Source organism: Onishia niordana (assembly GCF_004798965.1).
In the GTDB taxonomy this organism is placed as follows: domain Bacteria; phylum Pseudomonadota; class Gammaproteobacteria; order Pseudomonadales; family Halomonadaceae; genus Onishia; species Onishia niordana.
On the sequence record NZ_SDSD01000003.1, the window covers coordinates 15,625 to 39,313 of the forward strand.

Consider the following 23,689-nt stretch of genomic DNA (forward strand, 5'->3'; position numbering starts at 1 on the left):
ATCTTGACTCTCGGCGGAGTTGGACGTCCCGGCCTTGTGCTCTGCCCGTTGGACGACGGCCGTCACGCTTCAAGGCTTCTTTAGCAAGAAAGCCCTGAGTCAAAAGATGGGCATGAGCCGGTGATGCCGGAAGGCAAGGCGTGTCGACGAGGGGATGCTGAAGGCGGCCTGGCGGGACGAGACTGTGAAATTGTCCCGCCGGTGGGGTGGGCTGGTTTACGTCGTACTCACGGTGAGTCCGGTTAAAGGGTCATAAACGGCGTAGCCTGCCCGTCAGTGAATTGATACACCTCATAGGGTGCACGCTGCGGCCCCGGCATGCCCGGTGTGCCCTGGGGCATGCCGGCAAGCCCTATGCCGTCGATATCGGGACGTTGCTCGAAGAGCCTCTCGAGTGCCGCGACGGGAACATGCCCTTCGATGACGTAACCTTCGATCATGACGGTATGACAGGATCCCTGGCCGTAGGGAATGCCAGCTGCATGCTTGATCTCACCCATGGGCTCGTCGTCGATGATCTCGACATCGATGCCGCTTGCCTCTAGATGACGGGCGTAGGCTTCACAGCAACCACAGGACGGGTTCTTGAAGAGTCGGGCGCTATCCGGCAGGGCGGCGTGCGCTGTGCTAGCGCCCAGCAGAAGGCTGCCGGCGAGATAAAGTACTTTCACTTGAGCTTGCATGGCGACATGGCCTCTCGGGGTGATGGGGCGGTTGTTCATAACCAGGGCGATAGCCCTTCTCGCTGATTCACTTGGTTAGTCCTAATAGCGTAATGCCGATGTCTTACCCAAGGGTCAAGTTAAATAATATGGCTGGGGGCCACATCGCCGTTCTGTCAGTCATGATCAACTCATCTGACATGACGTTGTTGCGTTATGGTTTATTCCCGATCGTACCGTTGCCCTGGGCGATCCATGCCAGCGACTCCCACGCCACCTGCCGACAGCTGCAGAGGAAATCGTCCTGTGGCCCATGTCTCCTGCCCCGTATGTCGTTGACCTTGATGACGGAAGGCTAGATGCGATCGGAGAAACTGGCTTTGATCCAGCGCAAGAAGAGAGGGGGAATTTACTGGCTCGGCCTGAAATGGCATGCGAATACCCGGGATTGTCGGCGAAACTGGGGCAGGGCAAGTGACATTCAGGGCCCGGCGCGAATAAAACATGGCGCCGCGGCCCTGCGTAACCATCGATTCCAACTGGAGAGGGTAGATGTCGTTCAGCCGTGCCATTATCCGTGCCTCACGGCCTAACTTCCTGGTACTAGCCCCCTTGTGCGTCCTGCTGGGCATTGCCATGGCTTGGCAGCAACAAGGGGGAGTGCAGCGTCATGAGGTTGGCCTAGTGGTGCTCGGGGGCCTGCTGGCTCATGCAGGGGTAAACTTGCTCAACGAATTCGACGATTTCCGCTCAGGCCTCGACCTGATCACCACCCGCACGCCGTTCTCGGGTGGTAGCGGGGCGCTGCCGGCTGAGCCCGGTGCGGCGCCTCTGGTGGCTTGGTGGGCCATGGTCGCCTTGTTCGGGATGGTGATGATCGGGACCTACTTCCTGTGGCAAAGGGGCTGGCCGATCCTGGTCATCGGTGTGGCCGGGCTGTCGCTGGTGATCGGCTATACCCGCTGGATTACTCGTTTTCCCTGGTGGTGCCTGCTGGCACCGGGGCTCGGTTTTGGGCCGCTGATGGTGCTGGGGTCCTTGCTGGCGCTGGGCGGCGTCGTGGATGCGACGGCGCTGGTGGCGGCGACCATTGTCTTGCTGCTGGTCAGTGAACTGCTTTTGATTAACCAGTTGCCCGATGTGGAGGCGGACCGCCGGGTCGGGCGCCGCCATCTGCCTATCGCGCTGGGGCTTGCCGCGGCGGCCCAGTGGGTGGCTGGGTTGCTGGTAGGCGCCTATATGCTGCTGGCACTGGGCGTCCTGATGAGCTGGTTGCCTGGTAGCGCCTGGCTGGCGATGCTGCCGTTGCCTGCCGCCTTATGGGTGGCGAGGCGATTGCCTGCAGCCCTTGGTGACTCAGCGACTCTTTCCAGGGTGCTGGGCGTCAATGTGGCGGCCCTGCTTTGCACGCTGGCATTGCTTGGGGTGGCGCTGGGCCTGAAGTGAGACGTGCGCTTCCCTCACCGCCTGTTGTCACCGCTCATGAGGCGGGAGGGCACATGGCGCGATAGTTCGACGCCAGGGCCGGGACGGCCAGCCCATGCCGTCGAGCAGCCTCGATCAACGGCCCGAGGATGGCATCAATCTCGGTGGGTCGCCCTGCGAGCACGTCTTGCAACATCGAGGCGCGATTGTTGGCAGTGTTTTCCACCACGTCCCATACCCGATCCGACCAGCCGCCGGCGGGCGAGGGGATGTTCTCGGCGGCCATGATCGCGGCAAGCTCCGCCACCAGCGCCTCGACCATCGGTTGGAAGGGACGATCCCTGAGCTGGCCGTTGCGGATCCGAAAGCGTGCTACCAGCGGATTGATGGCGGCATTGACCGCAAGCTTGTGCCACAGCCTGACGCGGATGTCCTCGACCGCCTCGCAGGGCAGTTCCGCCGCACTCAGAATGCCGGCCAGCGTCGTGGCAAGCGCCGGGTAGGCGCCTTCGAGGTGACCGATAACGGTACGGCCGTGGCCGGCGTGGATGATGCCCTGATCCCTATCACCAACCCTATCTCCAGCCCTATCGCCAGCATCTGCCGGCGTATCGTCCACGAAGGCGCCCTCGGTGGTGCTGGCACAGAGCACCGGCCCAGGCCAGGTTCGAGTCAGGGCCTCCTGAACGCTGAAGCCGTTTTGCCACAGCACCAGTGGCGTCTCGGCCGGCAGCCGGTCGGCCAGTGCTGCGATGGCCGCCTCGACGCCGTATGCCTTGGTGGTCAGGTGGAGCATCGTGGGCGGTGTCGGTGGCAGGCTCTCGAGGGTGGCGCCCGGCAGCTCCCGGGTCTCGCGTTCGCCTTCGGGGGTGGTCAGGGTCAGACGAACCGGCGGCGGGCGTCGCCCGATCAGGGTCACCGGCACCGAATCTGCCAGTCGCATGGCCAAGAGTCGACCCACGGCACCCGGGCCGAGGATCCAGTGACCGTGCGCTGGCCGTCCTGGCGCGTGGGCGAGGCGCTGGTGAGAGGGGTTTTGCGTTATCGGGCTCATGCGTCGTCCGTCTTCTTGCCGCGTCGCGTCGAGCGGCTGGTCTTGCTCGCGGCGCCAGTGCTGCCGGTCGGCTTGCTGGAGGCGCTTCTGGTTGATGCGCCCTTGGCCGATGTGCGCTTGGCCGAGGCGCGCTTGGTGGTGGAGCCTTTGCTCGCGCCTTGCCCGCGTGGCTTGCGCCGCGACGTGGTCGCGCTCGGTGCGGCGGGGGCCACGCCGCGTGAGTCACTCAGGGCCTGGCGCATACGCCCGGCATCGGCCGCACCGAGCAGCCCGCGCAGGTCTTCGACCAGACCGGCGAGAAACGGTGATGGATCGCTTCCGGCCTCGGCGATATCGGTCAGACGCTGTTCCCAGAGGGCAGTTCGCTCAGCGCGGCTGACCGCTTCGGGCAGCGCGTTGATCAAAGCATGCCCCGTCTGGGTGGCGCGCAAGGCCTGTTGCTTTCGCACCAGATAGCCACGATCGAGCAGGGTCTCGATAATGCCGGCGCGCGTCGCCTCGGTGCCCAGGCCATCGGAGTCGCGCAGGGTGCGCTTGACCGCCGGGTCCTCGACGTAGCGGGCGATGTTCATCATCGCCTTGATCAGGCTGGCATCGTTGAAGGGCTCGGGTGGGCGAGTCTCACGATCCTCGACGCCGACCTCCTGTACCCGGGCTGACTCGCCTTCCCGCAAGGGCGGCAGCGGCGGTGCCTCGTCGCGAGTGGTGAACAGCGGCTTCCAGCCCGGGGCGAGGATCTCCCGGCCCTGGGCGCGAAAGCGCTCCTCGAGGATGGTGAACTCGGCCTTGACCTCACGGGTTTCGAGCGGCGGATAGAACTGCGCCAGCACGTTGCGGGCGATCAGCCGAAAGACGTTGGCTTCGGTCGCGGATAGCCGCGAGAAGTCGGGGCGGGTGCCGGTGGGTGCCAGGGCGTGATGGGCGCTGACCTTGGCGTCGTTGTAGGCCTTGGAGCGCAGGGAAAAATCGGCGCCGGCGAGCCAGGGCCCCAGGGTGGCATCGCCCTGACAGGCGCTGGTCAGCGACTGTCGCGATGGGCCATGGTGCGCGGCGGGCAGGTAGCGGCAGTCCGAGCGCGGGTAGGTGATCAGCTTATGGCGCTCGTATAGGCTCTGGCAGGTATCGAGCACCGCCTTGGCCGAGAGCTTGTAGCGACGCGCCGCGTCGACCTGCAGCGCCGACAGGGAGTAGGGCAGCGGGGCGGCCTGGCGGCTCTTCTTGGCCGTCAGCGAGGTGAGCGTGCCCTGGCTGTCGGGCAGACGCGCCGCCAGTGCCTCGGCGGGGGGGCGCTCGAGCAGGCGTCCCTGATCATCCAGCGGGTGATGCTCGCCTGGTTGCCACCAGGCCCGCAGATTGCCGTGCTCGACGGCTAGGTCGACCCACAGCACATGGAAAGGCCGCGGTGTGAAAGCGGCGATCTCGGCGTCGCGGCGAACCACCAGCCCCAGCACCGGCGTTTGTACCCGCCCCACCGACAGCACGCCATCGTGGCCCGCCTGGCGCCCGGTCAGGGTCCAGGCGCGGGTCAGGTTGATACCGTAAAGCCAGTCGGCTCGCGAACGGGTCTCGGCGGCCCTGTAGAGGGCCTGGAAGTCGGCGTTGTCGGCGAGTTGTTCGAGTGCTTTGACCACCGCCGGGCGGTTGAGGTCGTTGACCAAGAGCCGTGATACCGGTCCCCGCCATTTCAAATAGTCGAGTACCTCCTGGACCAACAGCTGTCCTTCGCGGTCCGGGTCGCCCGCATGCACCACGCTATCGGCCTCCTTGAGCAGCCGGCGAACCACCGCGAGTTGGCCACGCGCCTTGGGGCGGGGCATCAGACGCCAGGGGTCGGGAAGGATGGGCAGGTGATCGAGTCGCCATTGCTTGAGGGCCGGGTCATAGGCATCCGGTGGCGCCTGCTCGAGCAGGTGCCCCAGACACCAGGTCACCGTGGTATCACCGACCGTCAGGGCGCCATCGCTGCGCCGAGCCGAGCCGGGCAGGGCCTCGGCGATGGCGCGGGCTAGGCTGGGTTTCTCCGCGATGATCAGGCGCATAGGGGTCTCGTGAGCGTGGCGAATGGAGGTAATGGCACCGTGTCGCACTGCCAAAGTAATGGACATTCTTCCAGTATCCAGTCTCGCCCGCTAGGTGTAACCTGACACGAAATTCGTACAAGGTTTGTATCATTATGCGTGAGCGTGGCAGAACACGACGTCTTCTTGGCCTCGGCGCTCGAACCGGGGGCGCGATGCTCAAGACGCGTCTAGGTGGTGAAACCGACTGGCGCTCGCTCGGCGAAGCGCTCTTTGAAGGCCTTTCCGAGCTCAAGGGGCCGGCGATGAAGCTTGCTCAGGTTGTGTCTCAGTGGGACGACCTGCTTCCTGCGGATCTGGCCGATGAACTGGCTCGGCTGCAGCGCCAGGCCGAGCCGATGCCCTGGGAGAAGATCCGCACCACGCTTGAAGACGAATATGGTGATCTTAAGGCGACGTTTTCACAGATCGAGGAACGCCCCTTCGCCAGTGCCTCGATGGGCCAGGTGCATCGGGCGACCACGCATGACGGCAATACCGTCGTACTCAAGATCCAGTATCCGGGCCTCGCCGATGTGCTGGAAAGTGACCTGGCCCAGGTACGCAGACTGATGCGGCTGGGCCGCTGGTTCAAGGTGCCCCAGGCGCGCCTGGATGCGCTCTTCGAGGAACTGGCCGAGAGTCTGCGAGGCGAGCTCGACTACCGAGCCGAGGCGGCGTCCCTGGCGCGCTACCGCAAGCGCTATGCGGATGACGATGGCATTGTCATTCCGGCACCGATCGAGGCCCTATGCACCTCCCGAGTGTTGGCCATGGACTACGTGCCGGGCACGCCATTACGCGAAATGGATCAGGCGGAGGATGCCCGGCGCCAGGCATTGGCGGTGCGTTTAGCCGATTGGATCACCGAAGAGCTCTTCACCTTCGGCGAGTTGCATGCCGACCCTCACGCCGGCAATTTCGCTGCAGACGACGAGGGTCGTTTGATCATCTATGACCTGGGGGCGGTGATCCCTGTGCCTGAGGCGCGGCAGCGGCAGATGCTCAAGCTGCTCGAGGCCACTCTGGAGGAGGATCCGATGGCCATGGATGCGGCACTACTGGCGATGGGAGGCCGCCAGGGCGAAGGGGCCCCGCTGAGCCTGTATCGCGATAGCGCCGCGGCCGTGGCCCCCTTGTTTGCACCAGGCGAACAGGACCTGGGCGACGTGCGGGTGCACCGGCGCCTGCGCGAGCTGAGTCCGCGGGTGTGGGCGGCGATGGATCGCCTGCAGCCGCCGGCGGATACGTTGTTGCTGTCGCGCACCCTTAACGGCCATTACTGGAATCTGGTGCGGCTCCAGGCTCGGCTGAATATGGCCGAGCGAGCTCGCCCGCTGCTTAAGTGGGCGCGCCACGGCTGACCTATGTCGTGGCATAGGGGTCTTAGAGCAGGGGGCTAGACTAGGGGCGAAGAACAGAGGCTTGGTATAGAAAGACGCTTACCTCAGCGTCGTTCACCGCCTTTCATGCCCAGCGCTCGGCGTGCTTTCACCAGGGCGCGGTACCAATCCCGGTCGGGCTTGCCGACGATGGGCGGGCGCTGGCTCAGGTAGCTGACATTCGGCGTATCCGTGCCGCCGTGATTGGCATGGTAGTTGGACAGCATGTTCAGTGTGGCCTCCCGAGCCCCATATTGCTCGACCAGAAAGGTGATGGCCTCGGGCTCAAGTTCGACGTGATAGTGGCGCACCAATGCCAGCGCCAGTTGCTCGGCGGGACGTGACAGATCGACTTCTATCTCCTTGACCATGGCCGCGCCCATCGCGGCCTTGGATGCCGCCGAGAAATTGGGTTCAAGCTGGCCGAAATCCGCCGCATTGGTGCTGTTGATGGCGCGCTGAACCGCCGGGCGCGACAAATGGATATGCGGCTCCAGGGCGAGTGCGATCTCGACTGCCAGGCGCTTAGAAACCTCGACACCGACGGACAAGCGCCGCTCTCGTTCGATACCGTGGGGCGCACGCCGATGCTGGTCGAATTCGTTGCTGCCCAGGTGCTTGACGAGCCGCTTGCAGACCTTGGCCTTGGCTTCGTCATCGAGTTCGATGACATGCTCACGGATGCGCAGGCCACGCCGCCCCGGGCCCAGTTGCAGGCGTGCCCCAGCGCTGTCCTTGGCATGGCTGATCTGCTCCCAGCGGTCGACCATCTTGAGTAACTGAGCATGCTGGCGTCCGACCTGCTCATAGGCTTCCGATACCCGTTTGAGTAGGCGTATGGCATTGGCCAGCATCTCGGCCTTATGATCCAGGACGCGACGGTGCTGGCTCTGACCGCTGCGTACCGCCTTGGCCAAGTGCTGAACCTCCCCGGCGAGCGCATCCATTGCGTGGCGCGAGCGTTCGACCAGCACCTCGGCGCGTAACCCGGACGCCGAATCTTCGACTAGCGTGCCCGACTGCTCGGCGAGATAGGCGGACAGTGCCTTGAGGCGCGAATGGCCAGTGGCCTGGGCGATGCGGTAGCGAGCGCGGGCCTGCTCCAAGGCATCAAAGGCCTGGGCCAGTCTCCAGCGCCCCTTGTACTCGAAGGTCAGCATGGGAATCTGGCGACCGCTGATCAGCTCGAAGGCCAGGATCAGCATCTCCTCGACATCCTGCAGCGTCATCAAGAGCTCATCGTCCTGCTCAATGGCTGCCAGCACGCGTTCAATAAAATTCTCATCGCGTGAGACCCCGTACTTCAGCGCTGGCGCCTGGCCGGTGAAGCGGTCGCGTAACAGGTCGGTGGCCTCGGGGGCCAGCGAGGCAAGTTCCTGGAACTGCGGTTCCAGCGTTTCACCATATAGCGCCACCATGTCGCGTATTCGCGCATGCATGCCGACCCGGCGATAGATGTCGATCTGGCTGATGATGCGGGCACTATCGCGATCATCCAGCAGCTCCAGGGCCGCCAATTCGACTCCCTCCGGCGAAAGGTCCTGCTTGCGCAGCAACATGGCGGCGGCCTCGCGACGCCGGGCATCGCCTTCGAGACGTTCGACAATCAGGTCGCGGGTAGTCAACAGCAGATCCGGCAAGGCCTTGATGACGCGTTCGATCTTGGCCGTCGTCTTTTCGGCACGCCGCGCCCCGGTGAATTGATGTACCAGGTTGGCGATGATGCCGGTTGCGCCGGTGATCACCGTGTAGCTGATGAAGAAAATATAGTTATCGGCGGTAGGCGCTCGCCCGTAGCCGAGCAGATAGCCGCCCCAGGCGCCGAGCAGCGTGACCGGGCCCGCAGTCCACAGGATCTGCAACAGGCTGACCGACCAGGGAACCTTCTCCACGGCACGTGTGATGCGCTCGATATCGTCTCGGCCCTCGCGCTCGAGGCGGACCTGAGAGGTCTCGTGCGAGGTGTCCTTGCGACGTCGGCGAAAGGGGATGGGTACGAACACGGCAGCCCTCGTGGGCATCAAACGAGAAGGTCGGGGGGAGTCAGCGGACGACACAGTAGCACTCCGCATTCAAGCGCAACAGTCCTGCTATGAGCGTGTTAGCATCTTCCCCCATTTATCGCTGGTTGGTGCGTCGCCAGGCTCAGGATTGTCGCCTCGATAGTGCGGTAAAGGCTGCTGAGACCTGTCGCCGAGGATGGCGGCGCGAGGTGATACGAATAGAGCTGCGAGTCAGGAGTCAATGTATGTCATCGATCGTGTTGCTGGACGGCGGCATGGGCCAGGAACTCGTACGTCGTGCCGGCGAGCCGCCCACCCCGCTTTGGTCCACCCATATACTCAGCGAGTTCCCCGATGTGGTGCAGGGCTTGCACGAGGATTTTATCCGCGCGGGTTCTCGGGTGATTACGCTTGCAACGTATACCGCAACGCCGGAACGCCTGACCCGTGACGGTCAGCCATCGTCGCTTGAGATGCTGCACCGGCGGGCTCTCGAACTCGCCCAACAGGCCGTGACGGTCTGCGGTGAAGATGTCGCGATTGCCGGTTGTTTGCCGCCGCTGGTGGCCAGCTACCGTCCCGATCAGTCCCCGACAGGCGAGGCGGCACTGGCAAGCTATCGCCGCATCGTGGCGGCGGGTGAGGGCGTCGATCTGTGGCTCTGCGAGGCGATGGCCTCATTGGATGAGATGCGCACGGCGGCCACGGCCGCCTCGGAGACGGGGCTGCCGGTGTGGGTCGCTGTAACACTCGACGATGCGCAGCCTGACCGGTTGCGTAGCCAGGAGCCGCTGTCAGAAGCGGTAGCGCTTGCAGAGACGCTCGGCGTGCAGGCACTGCTGATCAACTGCAGCAAACCCGAGACCATCGAAGCCAGTCTCGATGTCCTCACGGGGTTCTCCGGGATGACTGGTGCCTATCCCAATGGTTTCACCTCCATCGAAGGGCTGGCCCCCGGGGGGACCGTCAGCTCTCTCGAGGCACGCCGCGACCTCGATCCACATGCCTTTACCGTCACAGCGACTCGCTGGGTCGACGCTGGCATCGACATCATCGGCGGCTGCTGTGAGGTGGGGCCTTCGCATATCGCGCGTCTCGCCGATGCCCTTGTCGAGCGTGGGCATACGCTGACACGGCTCTGAACCAAACACACAACATGGGCCGTGAGCGACGGTTGGGTGGCGCCAGGAAAGGCGCGCCGGATCGACAATGATGAGGGGCCAGGGACGGCGTGATAGCATGCTGGCTCTCAGCGCGGGTCTATCCTGCGCAAAGCCTCGGTGAAGGGAGAAGACATGCTGGCGGTATGGGTGGAACAATTGCTGGGCTTCGCTTCCGGCGCACTGACGGCGATTCGCAACAACGAACATTACCCGTCCTTCATGGCCTGGGTGCGCGAAGATGGTCCGGCCCTGGTCGGCGGCAAACTCTCCCTGGCCCAGGCGCTAGGCCCTGAACTGTGGTCGCAGACCCCGCTGGAGCGGCTGGATTTTGCCTGTGAACCCTTGGCGCGTCCGGGGCGCAATGAACCCTGCTGGTGCGACTCTGGGCTCAAGACCAAGCAGTGCTGTGGGGCCGTGAGCTTTCCCGGGCCGGTGCCGAATCACCTGATGTGGATGTTGTCGCTTCGCGAATGGAAGGGCGACACCCTGAAGGCGGCGCTGGACGGAGGTCGTGCGCCGGCCCAGGCATTGCTTGAGGCCGGATTGATTGCCGCCGAGGGTGGTCAGCGAGGGCGTGCGCAGCAGATTCTCGAGGCACTGTTCAAGACGGCCGATTGGGAACGGCTGCCTGAGCAAGCCGAACCGGCATTTGAATTACTGATCGATCTCTATCAGGAGCGGGGTTTCCACCGCAAGCGCACGGCGCTCTTGGATGACGTGCTCGACCGAGGCCCGCTCTTTCTTCGCGGCGTGGCGCTTGAGCGATTATGCCTGATGTATCTCGATGATGATGACCTGGCAAGCGCTCGGGAAGCCTTCGTGCGGGCTCAGCAGGCGCTTCCTGATTCGCCGACCCTGGCCTATATCGAAGCCATGCTGCTGCTTCATGAAGGTAATGTGGAGGAAGCCGCCGAACGGGCGCGTTTCTGGTTCCGCCGTCTGTCGCGTCGAGGCGATCTGGATGTCGAACAGCTCGAGTTCCTTGGGGATCTGGCGGACAATCCTGGCGCTACCCTTGCCGAGCAGATGGTCAATTCCGAGGAAGACCTGGCTGACCCGCTGGCATCTCTTCAGGCGTTGCTGGAGTCGCTGCCGACAGCCCCGCTCCTCGAGTTCAAGCGGACCAACGAGAACGGCCTCGAGTTTCATACAACGGCTCGTCAAGACACGCTGTTCGCTGCCTGGCAGCAGTACTTCCAAGTGTTGGTCGATGAAGAGGCTGCACTGGGATTCGTGGATGACCCCTGGCCCTATGCCAGTGAATGGCTTGGTGAGTTGTGCGCGCACCCCGAGTGGCTAGATTCCCCGCAGGTCGTGCAGTCGCTGACCCTGGCGCTGACCAGCCGCTTTGGCAGCCTGCCCTGGATGGCGCCGAGTCTCTTCGAGCCATTGGCGGTTCGTCTCGAGCGCTGGTTGACCCAGCTCGAGAGCGAAGGAGAGGGCGACTTCGAATGGGACGCCGCCGATAATGCGGTGCTGTTGCGTACCGGTCTCGCCCTGGTGGTAGGGATGGAGCGCGGTGCCCGTGAGCGGTCCCGTGAGCTCGCTGAGCGGCTACTAACGCTTGACGCCCAGGATTCTCTGGGATTGCGTGAGCTCGTGCTTGATCAGCTGCTACGCGAGAACCGCAACAAACGGGCCCTGGAGGTCAGCCTGCAGGCAAACGAGACGCCGCCTTTGCTGGGTGTGCTGATGGGCCGGGTGCTGGCGCTTTACCGTCTCGAGCGCTTTGATGAGGCAAGTGAGGCGTTGAAGGAAGTGCGCGAGCTCAATTCCCACGTGCTGGCGATGCTCTGTGATCCTCAAGGTCGCGAAGTGCGCGGACGCCAGGCAGATGCTCCCGAGCCGGGTAGTCGCGCCGAGGCCTGGCAATATCGCACCCTGATGCGCGACCAATGGTCAAACACACAAGGGGCGCTGGAATGGCTCGAGGCACAGTGGCAGGAGGGCAAGTCATGAGGCCAGCGTCTTTTGGCTGGCCCTTGGTCGCCTGACCCTTTGGGCCACAGCGCCCTTGTCTGCAAGACAGGTCTTTAGCCATATTTGATCCTGCATCGGGCCGCGATTCCTATCGCGGCCCGATGCGCATCAGTGACCGCTGGGTATCGGCTGCGTGAACAGTGATGACCGACGGTAGATCCACAGGGCCAGCAGGATCGCCGGAAGGCCCAGGATCGATGCCACCACGAAGAAGGTCGGATAGCCCTCGGTGGCGACTACCATGCCGCCGAAGCCGCTTAGAAACTTGCCGGGCAGGGTCATCAGCGACGAGAAAAGCGCGTATTGGGTGGCGGTGTAGGCCCGTGAGGTCAGGCTCGACAGGAAGGCGATGAAGACGGCGCTGGCCAGGCCATTGGCCAGGTTGTCGGCGGTGATGGTGGCCACCAGCATCGCCAGGCTGTCACCGGCCAGGGCCAGCGAGGCGAACAGCAGATTGGTCACGGCCGCCGCTACGGCGCCCAGCACCAGGATCGGCCCGATGCCGTAGCGTACCACCAGGAGCCCACCGAGAATCCCGCCGCCGATGCTCATCGCAATGCCGAAAACGTTGGTGACGTTGGCAATGGTGGCCAGAGAGAAGCCCAGATCGATGTAGAGCGGATTGGCCATCGAGGCCATGGCCAGATCGCTGATCCGAAAGACCCCGACGAACACCAGCAGCCACAGGGCCTGACGCCCATGGCGGGAGAAGAAGTCGGTGAAGGGGCAGACCACCGCACCGATAACCCAGGCACCCAGCCGGCGCAGGATACGGGGACGACCGCGGGTCACCCTCAGAAAAGCCCGTACCCGCGGCTCGTGGATCAGTTGAACGGAAAGTGACGACCGTTCTGGCTCCGGGCGAACCAGCACGGTCAGCATGCCGACACCGACCAGTGCGGCCATGGCGAGGTAGGCCATCTGCCAGGACATGAGCGAAGCGACGTAAAGGGCGCCTGCACCCGCGGCAATCAGCCCGCCCCGATAGCCGATGATATAGGTCGAGGCCATGGCGGCCTGCACGTCCTCGGGGGCGGATTCGATGCGAAAGGCGTCGATGGCGATGTCCTGGGTGGCCGAGCCAAACGCCACCAGCAGGGCGAAGGCCGCCACCAGGACCAGATCCTCCTGCGGGGCCAGGCTTGAAAGGCCCACCAGCCCCGCGGCGATCATCGCCTGGGCCAGCAGCATCCAGCCGCGTCGCTGGCCGAGCCAACGGGTCAGGCCCGGCAGCGCCAGACGATCGACCACCGGCGCCCAGAAGAACTTGATCGAATAGAGGATGCCGATCCAGGCGAAAAAGCCGATGGCCGCCACCTCGACGCCGTCGCTGCGCATCCAGGCCGACAGTGTAGAAAACACCAGTAGGAATGGCAGGCCGGCGGAAAACCCCAGGAACAGCATGGTGATGACCGGCGCGCGCAGGTAAACCGTCAAGGCGTCGCGCCAGCTACGGCGTGGGGATAACGTGGGCATCGAAACACTCCGAATCAGGGGGGGCCGTACACGCGGTCGGAGGTCGATGCTAGAATGAGCTCGAACCACGTCGTATGACACTATGGAAAATCAAATACTTATCGTTGTCTATGGACGGCGATATCATGCCATTGGGTACGATATCTCGGTCCATCAGACTCAGGATGCCAGTGTGACGAGAGCGATGAGCCAGGCAAGTGTGACAAGTGCGACAGTCGCTGCCAAGGATGCGTGCAAGGAGAAGGGAGGCTTATGAGTGATGCCATTGAAGAGCAGGGGCCTGAAGCCGATGCCATTGCTCGCTGGTATGTGATCCAGTGCAAGGGAGGGGAGTCATTCCGTGCTGCCGAACATCTCGCCAACCAGGCGTTTGATGTCTTTCATCCCGTGCTCGAGGTGCAGAAGAAACGCCGCGGCAAGCTTACCTGGGTCGCCGAACCGCTATTTCCCTATTACCTGTTCATTCGTCTGGACCGCATCGCCAGCAACTGGCGGCCGATCCGCTCGACCCGGGGGGTGCTGAAGCTGCTGACGTTCGGTGACGAGCCGGTGGCGGTGGCCGATAGCCTGATCGACATCCTGCGGCAGAATGCCAGTGTGTCGTCCGAGGAGGGAACGGCCAATGTCTACTTTCGCGGCGGCGATAACGTAGAAATCATCGAAGGACCCTTTCAGGATCTCAAGGCCGTCTTTGAATCTCAGAAAGGCGAGGAGCGAGCCATCGTGCTGCTCAACATGTTGCACAAGCAGCAGCGCCTGGAAATCCCCATTTCCCAGCTGCGTCGCCCCCAATAAGCTTGGGCGGCGCATCTCGTTCAAGGAGTATTCCCATGCAAATCGCCCCTCTCCGGGTCATTAGCCTCCACTATCGTCTTTTGGATGCCGCTGGCACGGTTCTCGATGACTCCCGTGCCCGTGAAACGCCTCTCGACTACCTGCACGGCCATGTCAATATCGTGCCCGGCTTAGAGCAAGCCCTAGCGGGTTATGCTGCTGGCGATACGCTGACGGTGACCCTTGGCCCGGATGAGGCCTATGGCCAGCGCGACGAGGCCAAGGTTCAACAGGTTGGCCGCGGTTCCTTCCCGGTAGCCGAGCTGGCCCCTGGGATGCGCTTTCAGACCCCGGGCGAGGATGGACCTCAGGTGGTTAGCGTACTCGAGGTTGGCGCTACCCAGGTGACCGTCGATACCAACCACCCGCTGGCCGGTGAGACCCTCACCTATGAGCTGGAGGTGCTGTCGGTGCGTGATGCGACGCGAGCGGAACTCGCCAAGGGGCATCCTCTGCCAGAAGGTACCGATCATACCAAGGTCGAGGATCGCAAAGTGCTTTGACGCCTGGCTCTGCTCAACGTGCATCAGTATTCGAGGGGCCGGCTGGTGCTCTTGAGCACGCGATATCTGATGTAGATCAATCCTTGATGACGCGACATAAGAGCGCCGGGCGAAAGTTGATCTACGTCAACCCCCTGTCTGTCCTGGCTCGCTAGAGTGACACCATCACGTCGCGGCAGGAGAAGGGCCATGTACTGGGATGAAACAGTCGTTTTCGGACTGGGGACCGTTGGGCTGATGATCGTCTTCATGATCGGCTGGGTCGGTTTTGTGATTCGCGATCATCGGCGCAAGAACAAGCATCGGCACTGAAGCAAGGATTCCGGTAAGGGAATCCGGGCGCCGCGACATGAGTCGTCAGGGGAAGGAGGTATTGCCTCCAGTAGCCGGCCTTTGGGCCGGCTTTTTTGTGCCTGGACTTGATACATGCAGCTGATAAATGCACGGGAGCAAGCACGCGTGCCTGCTCGTTTTTCGTCTTACGGCTGGCGCAGCATGACCGCATCATGCAGGCGGGCGAGACGACCGAGCAATTGGTTGCGCGGACCGGCCGACACGCCCTTTTCTATCAGGGCGGCGCGCAGGTGTTCGACGATGGCATTGAAATGCACCTCGGTGAGTCCCATATGCTGATGCGCGCGAGCCATGGAAGGGCCCTGGTAGTCACAGGGGCCGTTGCTGATATCGCACAGCTGGGTGGCAAAAGTGACTTGGAAGTGATCGATGTCCGTATTGACGAAGAAGTGACGGATACGTTCGTCATCAGCAATCCGGTAGAGAAAGTCATTGACCACGTCGTCGATAACGGGCTTTCCGCCCAGGGCCGTATAAAGTGTTGTGTCAGCGCGGCGTATTTCAGTCTCAGCCTCCGCCGTGATAGCGCGCTCTTGCCCTGCATCCCCCTCGGGGGGAGGGGGAGTGTGGGCACAACCGCCTAACACTGAAAACCCGAGGGCAAGGGCGATGTACAAGGCGAGCGATTTGCTCGTCACGGGATAAGAGGTGCCGCGCAAGACAGCGTGGCGTAAGGCGGCGCAACGAGAAGCGCCAAGTGCAATGAGAGAAGATGTGGTCATAACGCCACCTGCAGGGAGAGATAGCCGCCTTGCTGGTCGGCAAGGCCAGCAATGTCGCCAAGATCAAGCCAGGCTCCGGTCAGTGAGACGTGCTTGTTGAAGAAATGCGCGACATAGACATCACGCCAGTGGCTTTCGGCGGCGACACCCAGATTATCCGGCTTCTGACGATACTCGACCCCGACGACCCAGCTGGGGGCGAGCATCAATCCCAGCGATCCCTCCACGACCAGCGAGCGGGCTGATTTTTCATCGCCGCCGAACCCTAATAGTCCTCCTTGATTAGCGCGAGTCGAACGAAGGGTCAGGTTAGTCAGCAGGTTGCGACCACCCATCGCCGCGAACCAGAGTTTGCTGGTGGCAAGATAGATGTCGGTGCCTTGCGTATCCCTGGCGCCAAGGGCGTTGGCCAGGTCACCGTCGACCATACGCTTGCGCTGAACCCCAAGGCTCCAGCTGCCCCAGGTGTTATATAGCGGGTCACCGTAGAGGCGAAGCTTGGCCCCGAAGATGTCCTGCTCAAGCCGACCGCCAAGGGTGTCCAGATCAAAGCGCTGACGGGCTAGCGACACCTCCAGGCGATTATAAAAGTTGCCCGCAACGCCGGCCATTCCCAAGGAATAGTCATCGACCTGTGCCTGGGTGATGCTGGCAGTCGTTGAGATTTCGCCATCACTTGCGGTACCGGCAAGCACCGCCCAGGGGGAGAGTCCGCCACCGGCGGCCCCTTCAATTTGTGTGACACCGCCAGTGGCGAGCAGGCGACTGCCGGCTTGAGCCGCGGGGGCACTAAGCAATGCTGCAAGGACCAAAACCGTAAGGCTCGCCGGAATACAAGACAGCGTTAAATGTCTGTGCTTTGCCCGCGGCCGCTGGTTAGCTGGCAAGCGTCGCGAGCGTGCTTGAGTGCGGGCTCGTCTCATCCTTGAGCTCCTTGTGTCTGTGTTTGCTGAATACGGTAGCGTTCGACCCAGGCCAGAACCTCGGCCGCTGGCAGAGGCCGAGCGATCAGGTAGCCCTGGAGGTAGTGGCAGCCGAAGCCTTGCAACATGGCGCGGCTTTCCTCGGTCTCGACGCCCTCGGCGACGACTTTTAGGCCAAGGTTCTTACCAAGTTCAATGGTCGAGCGCACGATAACTTCGTCATCAGGAGACGTGTCCAGCCGCAGAATGAAGGACTTATCGATCTTTAGCTCCTGAACAGGCAGCCGCTTGAGCTGAGCCAGTGATGAATAGCCGGTACCGAAGTCGTCGATGGCCAGCGTCAATCCGGCAACGCGCAGTTCTTCCAGGTGCCGCGTGGCGAGCTCCGGGTCCTTGATGATCGCGCTTTCGGTGACTTCAAGCCCCAGTTGGTCGGGGTCCAGATCATGTTTTACCAGACTCGTTTTCAGTCGGGTCGCCAGAGTTTCGTCCATGACGTCGTCAGCAGACAGGTTGATGGCAACACGCATGTCCTGCCCCTTAGACTGCCACTCCTGCAGTTGGGCACAGACGGTGTCGATCATCCAGGCACTGAGCAGGCGGATATTACCGGATCGTTCGGCCAGTGCGATGAACTCGTCGGGTGGAATGAAACCGAGCGTGGGATGCTGCCAGCGCATCAGCGCCTCGAACTGGACGATGGCGCCGTCCTGGGCCATGACCTTGGGCTGATAGACCATCGCTAGTTGGTCTTGCTCGACCGCGTTATGCAGGTCGCGAATTAGCGTCAGCTGGCGAAGATGTCGCTCGTCCTGACCCGCGATATAGTGCTGATGGGTATGATGATGGCGGCGGGCAATGTCCAGCGCCACATCAGCACGGCGAAGCAGCAGATGCGAGGTGTCGCCATCTTCAGGATAACGAACCTCGCCAAACGACAACCGTACGATGATCGGTGAACCATCCAGATCAATCGGTTCCAATAGCGCCTGCTGAATGGTGTCGAGCCAGTCGATGGGGCAGGCGGGGGCATTCAGGCGCATCATGAATTCGTCGCCCCCCATGCGATAGACCTGGGCGGCCGGCGCGGGTAACTGCAACAGCCGTCGTGAAAGCGTGACTAACACTTGATCGCCAAGGGCATAGCCGAAGGTGTCATTGATGCGTCGGAAGTCAGCGATCGCCAGGCGCAGTAGTGTGAATTCGCGAGCCTCGGCAATATCGCGCTGCACATCGTGCTGTGCGGAGGTGCGGTTGGGCAGGTCAGTCAAGGGGTCATGGCGGGATTGATGCAGGAGGACCTCCTCGCGCTGCGCGATATCCTCTTGCATGGTCACCAGCGTATCCGCCAGCACGCGCATTTCACCGCCTTGATGGATGTCTAGATCCGGGATGCGCTCGCCCTGGCCGATGCGTCTGGCGGCTTTGGCGAGTCGGTGAAGCGGTCTGCTGATGCTTCTCGCACTCAAGGCCGCGACTAGGGCCGTCAGGGTTAGCGTAGCGGCGAACAGAATCAGCAGTTGCCACTGAATATCACGATAAGGCGCCAGCAAGCTCTTGCGGGAAGCTTGAATAAGAGCGAAGGCTTCATCTTCACTGGTGCGACGCAGCAAGCGAGCGCGCGTCAAGTGGTCGGCACTGGCATCTAGGTCTTTGACATTGCCCATACTGCCGAGGGTCGATAGGAGTTGCGTGACCTCACCTGATGGCAGGTCAGTACGAGAGGTGGCGACATAGCCGGCATTGGCTTGGTCCCGTGGGTGGCCAATGAAGGTGACAGGCAGCTGGGTGAGGTTGTCGATTTCTTGGGCAAGCTGGTCATCCAGGCGAAAGCCCATGCCTGCCCAGCCGATCAGGTTGGGAGCCCGCACCGGTAGCAGGACGAATTGATAGGGCACGCTGTCCTGAAGCACGACCTCCACGCTGCCCTGGTTGTTCTGAGCATCGTGCCACAACCCTTTGAACGGCAGTTGGCTGCCGGTTTCATGGTGGCTGCTGGCCAGCAGGCGTCCAGTGGGGTCGGCAAGCAGCACCATATCCGCCTCGGCGCGGCTGCCATGGTTGATCAGCACCGATTCCAGTGTGGCGGTGTCCTGGGTCGCCACGGCGCTCTTGAAGCCAAAGTCGTCGGTCAGAATTTCGACAGTATCTCGCAGCCGCTGCCCGCGGGCATCAAGTACCTCGTGAAGCACACTCAGGCCGACATCCAGATCACGCTCGCCTGAGGCCATGATATCGGAGCGGATCGCACTCAGGGTCGCCACGGCCGTGACTACCTGGGCGAGAATCACCACCGACAGCATGGTGATCAATAGTCGGGAACGAAAGCTCATGCTTTCCTCACTCGCTCATGGCGCGATTGAAACGCTGCTGCAACGATGACGGTTGGGAAGCGGGCTTTGGGGGAACTGTTAGTGTCAGAGAGACCGTTCTTTGATCGTCGGCGCTGATCGGGTCAGGGACGTCCCACCACCGCTGATGTGAGGCTTCCAGGCGGGGATGCCATACCCTCAAGCGGTGCTCGCCAGGCGGTAGTTGTTCAAGGTTAACCTTACCGTTCTTGTCGGTGACGCCCCGGTACTCTGCGTTACTGATGACAATGAAGGCTTGCATGTCGTCGTGGATATTACATCCAATCACTGCCACGCCGGCTTTGTTGAAGTGTACGGGTGGGGGGGTGTCTTGTCGGTACAGGTTTAGATCGAAGACACCGGTGGACGAGAAGGAATAGACATGGTGACGGGAGGTGTCGCGATTGGGAAACGTGACGCTGGTGCCTACCGGTACGGCGCTGACATGGGGGTGGAAGGCTGCATTGCGTTGAAATACCTCGACCGATGAAGGGGTGTCGGGCTGCGCGCCGTCAGCGACGTTGACCTCGACGACAGCATCAGCCAATGGAGCGCCGGTTGCCGCATTGGTAACGGTAACGAGCGCGGCCTGAGCAACATGACTGTTCAAGAGAGCAGAAGCCACTACTAGCGAAGATAACAAAACATTAGAAAGGCGGGGCACTAGAGATCCTTATTTCGCAGGCTTCACGCGCTAGTCAGAACATTGCATTACATGAACCATCGGCAATGAGCGAATTAGCTTGAGTGGCAATACGTTTAGTAGCTAGTAGCGCTCCTGCATTAATACTGAGAACGACGGGGCATATCAAGGGGCTATCCACCAACGCTGTCGCCAGGTGCGCATGACCCGCTCGGGGTACCATGTCTCGCCGCGACTGCCATTGTAGCGGGCTAGAGCGCGGGTCAGGTCGCCATCCTCTACCGCCAGGTAGTGAGCAAGAATGGTACACCCGTAGCGGAGGTTGAGAAGGGGATCAAATAAATCATCATCGGGTCGGCCAAGGGCCTCGACCCAGAAAGGCATCACCTGCATCAGGCCCCGAGCGCCGGCGCTGGAGACGGCATGGGTCTGAAAGGCGCTTTCGACCTGGATGACAGCCATCACGATGCCTGGGGCAAGCCCTGCCAGTCGTGCCTCCTGTTGGATGGTGTCCAGCAGCAGGGCGCGACGTTCGGGGTCATCTACGAAGCGGGATAGTGGAGCTGCCATGGCAGATCGCCACTGGCGATCTGTCCAGAAATCGATGGCAGCTCTTGGCGTATCGAGCACGCCTTCAAGGGTTTGGTGAAGGGGGGCTGAATAGCCCGAACCAAGCGAGGTTCGGGCCATGGTGGCAGTGGGCAGCAGCATCGCGCCAACGAGCATTATGCTCGGCAGTACTGCCCATCGCCTGATGCGTTGGCGGCGTGGCTTAGCCGATGCGGGCACGCAGGAAATCGATAATGGTGTCGGCAGGAACCATGGTGGCCTCGTCATCGCGGCGTCCCTTGTACTCAAGCTCGCCCTTGTCGAGGCTGCGATCACCGATCACCAGGCGATGCGGGATGCCGATCAACTCCTGGTCGGCGAACTTGACGCCCGGACGGATATCCCGGTCATCGAGCAGCACGTCGATGCCTTGAGCCTTGAGCTCATGGTAGAGGCGTTCGGCCGTTTCGCGGACGCGCTCGGACTTGTGCGCATTCATCGGCACCATGGTGACCTCGAAGGGCGCCAGAGCATCCGGCCAGGTGATACCGGCATCGTCATGATTCTGCTCGATAGCAGCGGCTACCACGCGCGTTACGCCGATGCCGTAGCAGCCCATCCAGGGATTGACAGCGCGGCCATCATCACCCAGCACGGTGGCATTCATGGCCTCGGAGTACTTGGTGCCCAGCTGGAACACATGACCGACTTCAATGCCACGCTTGATGGCCAGTTCTCCCTGACCGTCCGGCGAGGGGTCGCCATCGACCACGTTGCGGATGTCGGCAACCTTGGGCAGCGCCAGATCACGTTCCCAGTTGATGCCGAAGTAGTGCTTGTCGTCGGTGTTGGCGCCGGCGCCGAAGTCGCTCATCAGGGCCACGCTGCGATCAATGATCACCGGCATGTCGAGATTGAGCGGGCCGAGCGAACCGGGACCTGCACCGACAACGGCGCGGATCTCATCTTCGGTTGCCATGGTAAGCGGTGTCTTGACCTCGGCCAGGTTCTCGGCCTTCACCTCGTTGAGCTCGTGATCGCCCCGTACCAGCAAGGCGATCAGGCCACCGGCCTCTGCCTGAACCATCAGTGTCTTGATGGTCTTCTCGATGGCAAGCCCGTGTTTCTGGACCAGGGCTGCAATGGTCTTGGTCTCCGGGGTGTCTACCAAGCGTAGTTCTTCACTCGGCGCAGGAGCTTTGGCCTCACTGCCAAGCGGCGCTGCCAGGGCCTCGGCCTTCTCGATGTTGGCCGCATAATCCGAGCCGGTGGAGAAAACGATGTCGTCTTCGCCGGAGTCGGCCAGCACGTGGAACTCGTGAGAACCGGTGCCGCCAATGGAGCCGTTATCGGCGATGACCGGGCGGAAATCCAGGCCCAGACGGGTAAAGATGCGCACATAGGCGTCATACATTGCCTGGTAGGTTTCCTTGAGGGAGTCCTCATCGATATGGAAGGAGTACGCATCCTTCATGATGAACTCCCGCGAGCGCATTACACCGAAGCGCGGGCGGATCTCGTCGCGAAACTTGGTCTGGATCTGGTAGAAGTTGGCGGGCAGCTGCTTGTAGCTTGCGATCTCCTTGCGTACCAGATCGGTAATCACTTCTTCATGGGTTGGCCCCACACAGTAATCACGTTCGTGGCGATCCTTGATGCGCAGCAGTTCCGGGCCGTACTGATCCCAGCGTCCGGACTCCTGCCACAGTTCAGCAGGCTGTACTGCCGGCATCAGCACTTCCTGGGCAGCGGAACGATCCATCTCTTCGCGGACCACTCGCTCGACCTTGCGCAGCGTGCGCAGGCCGATCGGCAGCCAGGTGTAGAGTCCCGAGGTCAGGCGGCGAATCATGCCCGCGCGCAGCATCAACTGATGGCTGATGACATCGGCGTCGGCGGGTGTTTCCTTGAGCGTGGAGAGCAACAGTTGGCTGGCGCGCATGGGTCCGGCGTATCCTTCGAGTCTTGAACGTCTGGGCACCGGCCGGCGTTGAGCCGGCGGGCAGGTATAGCCGCATTGTACGGTGAAGCCCGGGTGGCGGCAAAAGGCAGTCGCCCTTGTCGCTTAGCCTAGCGTGACGGTTTCAATAGCGGCAGCGGGTGGGCAGGACTGTAGGGCCCAGTCAGCATGGTTATTGACCTGGCCGGATTCGCGCAGGGCGTTGATGCGTGCAATATCAAGCCGAGCGAACTGCCAGCCTGGCGTGGCGTCGTTGGCCTTTGTCAGCACGCCATCGGCGGGGAATCCATGATCACAAGGCGTATAGACAGCGGCGCGCCCGATATTGATGTCCACGGCGGGTGACCATAGGGCCTCACCTATGGTCGGGGCATGCAATACCGCGACCTGCTGTTCGATGGCACGGGCCTGGGAGGAAAGCTGAACCCGGTGATATCCCGCCTGAGTGTCGGTGCAGCTGGGCACCAGCAGCAACTCGGCACCGGCCTCGACCAGCCTGCGGGCGAGTAGCGGGAACTCGCTGTCATAACAAATCAGCACCCCCAGGCGACCGGCTGGTGTGTCGAATACCTTGAGTCCTTCTCCCGGCGACACGCCCCACTGGTCATTCTCGAACCGGGTCATGATCATCTTGTCCTGATAACTCATGGTGCCGTCAGGACCGATCAGCCAGGCACGATTGACGAATCGCCCATCGTCGCACTGCCAGGGCATGGAAGGTGCAAGCAGGGTCACACCGTGACTCTGTGCCAGCCCCTGCCAGGTGCTCAGTGCCGCCTCACGCAGAGGTTGCAAACCATGCAGCTGGCTATCCAGGTCATCTCGCATCGCTTCGGGTAGCAGCGAGGTCAGTTCCATGCCGCCATATTCAGGAAACACCATCAGCTCTGCCCCACGGCTCGCCGCGTCATGTACCCAGCGCCCAGCCTTGGCGCGGAATTCAGCCAAATCATGAAACGCATCAATGGGATACTGAGCGCTGGCGACGTTTACCGTGGCGGAACCCGCGCTCATGCCGCTAGTTCCTTCACCCAGAACACCAGGGTCTTGTGGGTTTCTTCGGCCGCGTCGATATCTTTCCAGGCGAAGGTGGTGGCAAGCGAGGGTATCCGCTGGTAGCCCCGGCCCTGCCAGAACTCATGCAGTGGACGATAGTCGGCGGGCCGAAGCGGATGGTTGGCCTCGCGCTCGACAGCGCAGAAGGCGACCGTGGTGAATCCCTGGCGCAAGGCGTGATCTTCGCGAGCCTCCATGAAGGCCTTGCCGATCCCCATCCCACGGTAGTCGGCAAGCAGCACCGATTCGCCATAGTAGAAGATGCTGTCGAGTGGATAGTCAGATTCAATAAATGGCGCGCGGAATTCATCCATCTCGGCCGAGAGCGGCATGGCGGTGGCGGCCCCGACGAGTGCTTCACCGTCGAAGGCCAGGACGAACAGGCTCTGCGGACACTCGGCATAGCGCGACAGGTACTCGGCTTCGTACGTGAAGTCGCCATCATAAAGATACGGGAAGTCACGGAAGACCCGTATGCGCAGTCGGGCCAAATCTTCAAGGTAGGGCGCGATGCTTTGCCCCTGGCAAGTAGTCAGGGTGATATCGTTCATGGAAGACGTCGTCTCGTCGGCCGAAGAGGTAGATGCGACCC

At 62.1% G+C, this 23,689-nt stretch carries 20 protein-coding genes; 7 read left to right on the plus strand and 13 right to left on the minus strand.

Annotated features, from left to right (window positions below; translation table 11 throughout):
- Window positions 1-242 precede the first annotated feature (242 nt).
- Window positions 243-683: a DUF411 domain-containing protein gene (locus ETC27_RS06740; RefSeq protein WP_136254252.1), complete on the minus strand. Its 441-nt coding sequence runs from the start codon at window positions 681-683 to the stop codon at window positions 243-245.
- Between the two features lie 531 nt (window positions 684-1,214).
- On the opposite strand from ETC27_RS06740, the gene ETC27_RS06745 reads away from it, so the two are divergent.
- Window positions 1,215-2,108 carry a prenyltransferase gene (locus tag ETC27_RS06745; RefSeq protein WP_136254253.1) on the plus strand — a complete coding sequence of 298 codons (894 nt, stop codon included), beginning with the start codon at window positions 1,215-1,217 and terminating at the stop codon, window positions 2,106-2,108.
- Window positions 2,109-2,142: 34 nt separating this feature from the next.
- Here the strand turns inward: ETC27_RS06745 and ETC27_RS06750 are convergent, their stop codons facing one another.
- Together ETC27_RS06750 and ETC27_RS06755 are read right to left on the minus strand one after the other, a co-directional pair.
- Window positions 2,143-3,141 carry a ketopantoate reductase family protein gene (locus tag ETC27_RS06750; RefSeq protein ID WP_136254254.1) on the minus strand — a complete coding sequence of 333 codons (999 nt, stop codon included), beginning with the start codon at window positions 3,139-3,141 and terminating at the stop codon, window positions 2,143-2,145.
- On the minus strand, window positions 3,138-5,180 hold the full coding sequence (locus tag ETC27_RS06755) for a DNA topoisomerase III (RefSeq protein ID WP_136254628.1): 2,043 nt from the start codon (window positions 5,178-5,180) through the stop codon (window positions 3,138-3,140). Before ETC27_RS06755 ends, ETC27_RS06750 begins: the two co-directional genes overlap by 4 nt.
- A 134-nt stretch (window positions 5,181-5,314) precedes the next feature.
- On the opposite strand from ETC27_RS06755, the gene ETC27_RS06760 reads away from it, so the two are divergent.
- Window positions 5,315-6,562, plus strand: coding sequence for an ABC1 kinase family protein (locus tag ETC27_RS06760; RefSeq protein ID WP_136254255.1), 1,248 nt, complete (start codon window positions 5,315-5,317; stop codon window positions 6,560-6,562).
- 83 nt (window positions 6,563-6,645) lie between these two features.
- Here the strand turns inward: ETC27_RS06760 and ETC27_RS06765 are convergent, their stop codons facing one another.
- Window positions 6,646-8,583 (minus strand): hypothetical protein, encoded by a 1,938-nt coding sequence (locus tag ETC27_RS06765; RefSeq protein WP_240724835.1) that lies wholly within the window; start codon window positions 8,581-8,583, stop codon window positions 6,646-6,648.
- 245 nt (window positions 8,584-8,828) lie between these two features.
- Between ETC27_RS06765 and ETC27_RS06770 the strand changes: the two genes are divergently transcribed.
- Window positions 8,829-9,725, plus strand: a complete 897-nt coding sequence (locus tag ETC27_RS06770; RefSeq protein ID WP_136254256.1) for a homocysteine S-methyltransferase family protein — start codon at window positions 8,829-8,831, stop codon at window positions 9,723-9,725.
- A 153-nt stretch (window positions 9,726-9,878) separates the two neighbouring features.
- Window positions 9,879-11,705, plus strand: coding sequence for an SEC-C domain-containing protein (locus ETC27_RS06775; RefSeq protein ID WP_136254257.1), 1,827 nt, complete (start codon window positions 9,879-9,881; stop codon window positions 11,703-11,705).
- Window positions 11,706-11,834: 129 nt separating this feature from the next.
- Here ETC27_RS06775 and ETC27_RS06780 read toward each other — a convergent pair whose 3' ends face one another.
- Window positions 11,835-13,202 (minus strand): AmpG family muropeptide MFS transporter, encoded by a 1,368-nt coding sequence (locus ETC27_RS06780; protein WP_136254258.1) that lies wholly within the window; start codon window positions 13,200-13,202, stop codon window positions 11,835-11,837.
- Between the two features lie 252 nt (window positions 13,203-13,454).
- On the opposite strand from ETC27_RS06780, the gene rfaH reads away from it, so the two are divergent.
- From rfaH to ccoM, 3 genes are all read left to right on the plus strand, one after another.
- Window positions 13,455-13,997 carry a transcription/translation regulatory transformer protein RfaH gene (rfaH, locus tag ETC27_RS06785; RefSeq protein ID WP_136254259.1) on the plus strand — a complete coding sequence of 181 codons (543 nt, stop codon included), beginning with the start codon at window positions 13,455-13,457 and terminating at the stop codon, window positions 13,995-13,997.
- Window positions 13,998-14,032: 35 nt separating this feature from the next.
- Entirely contained in the window at window positions 14,033-14,539 is a 507-nt protein-coding gene (locus tag ETC27_RS06790; protein ID WP_136254260.1) for an FKBP-type peptidyl-prolyl cis-trans isomerase, read from the plus strand.
- Window positions 14,540-14,728: 189 nt separating this feature from the next.
- A complete protein-coding gene (ccoM, locus tag ETC27_RS17665) occupies window positions 14,729-14,851 on the plus strand; it encodes a cytochrome c oxidase subunit CcoM (protein ID WP_276605688.1) in 123 nt (40 codons plus the stop codon).
- A 167-nt stretch (window positions 14,852-15,018) separates the two neighbouring features.
- On the opposite strand, the gene ETC27_RS06795 is transcribed toward ccoM, so the two are convergent.
- From ETC27_RS06795 to ETC27_RS06830, 8 genes are all read right to left on the minus strand, one after another.
- The gene (locus tag ETC27_RS06795) at window positions 15,019-15,615 is read right to left on the minus strand and encodes a group I truncated hemoglobin (protein WP_136254261.1); all 597 of its coding nucleotides are present in this window, start codon (window positions 15,613-15,615) and stop codon (window positions 15,019-15,021) included.
- Window positions 15,612-16,412 (minus strand): DUF3034 family protein, encoded by an 801-nt coding sequence (locus ETC27_RS06800; RefSeq protein WP_240724836.1) that lies wholly within the window; start codon window positions 16,410-16,412, stop codon window positions 15,612-15,614. Before ETC27_RS06800 ends, ETC27_RS06795 begins: the two co-directional genes overlap by 4 nt.
- 122 nt (window positions 16,413-16,534) lie before the next feature.
- Window positions 16,535-18,871, minus strand: a complete 2,337-nt coding sequence (locus tag ETC27_RS06805) for a bifunctional diguanylate cyclase/phosphodiesterase (protein WP_136254263.1) — start codon at window positions 18,869-18,871, stop codon at window positions 16,535-16,537.
- Window positions 18,872-18,878: 7 nt separating this feature from the next.
- Complete coding sequence (locus ETC27_RS06810) at window positions 18,879-19,499, minus strand: carboxypeptidase regulatory-like domain-containing protein (protein ID WP_240724837.1); 621 nt, start codon at window positions 19,497-19,499, stop codon at window positions 18,879-18,881.
- A 198-nt stretch (window positions 19,500-19,697) separates the two neighbouring features.
- Window positions 19,698-20,258, minus strand: coding sequence for a transglycosylase SLT domain-containing protein (locus ETC27_RS06815; RefSeq protein ID WP_240724838.1), 561 nt, complete (start codon window positions 20,256-20,258; stop codon window positions 19,698-19,700).
- A 46-nt stretch (window positions 20,259-20,304) separates the two neighbouring features.
- Window positions 20,305-22,023, minus strand: a complete 1,719-nt coding sequence (locus ETC27_RS06820) for a proline--tRNA ligase (protein WP_136254265.1) — start codon at window positions 22,021-22,023, stop codon at window positions 20,305-20,307.
- 123 nt (window positions 22,024-22,146) lie between these two features.
- Window positions 22,147-23,055: a carbon-nitrogen hydrolase family protein gene (locus ETC27_RS06825; protein ID WP_136254266.1), complete on the minus strand. Its 909-nt coding sequence runs from the start codon at window positions 23,053-23,055 to the stop codon at window positions 22,147-22,149.
- Window positions 23,052-23,648 (minus strand): GNAT family N-acetyltransferase, encoded by a 597-nt coding sequence (locus ETC27_RS06830; RefSeq protein WP_136254267.1) that lies wholly within the window; start codon window positions 23,646-23,648, stop codon window positions 23,052-23,054. Before ETC27_RS06830 ends, ETC27_RS06825 begins: the two co-directional genes overlap by 4 nt.
- Between the last annotated feature and the right edge of the window lie 41 nt (window positions 23,649-23,689).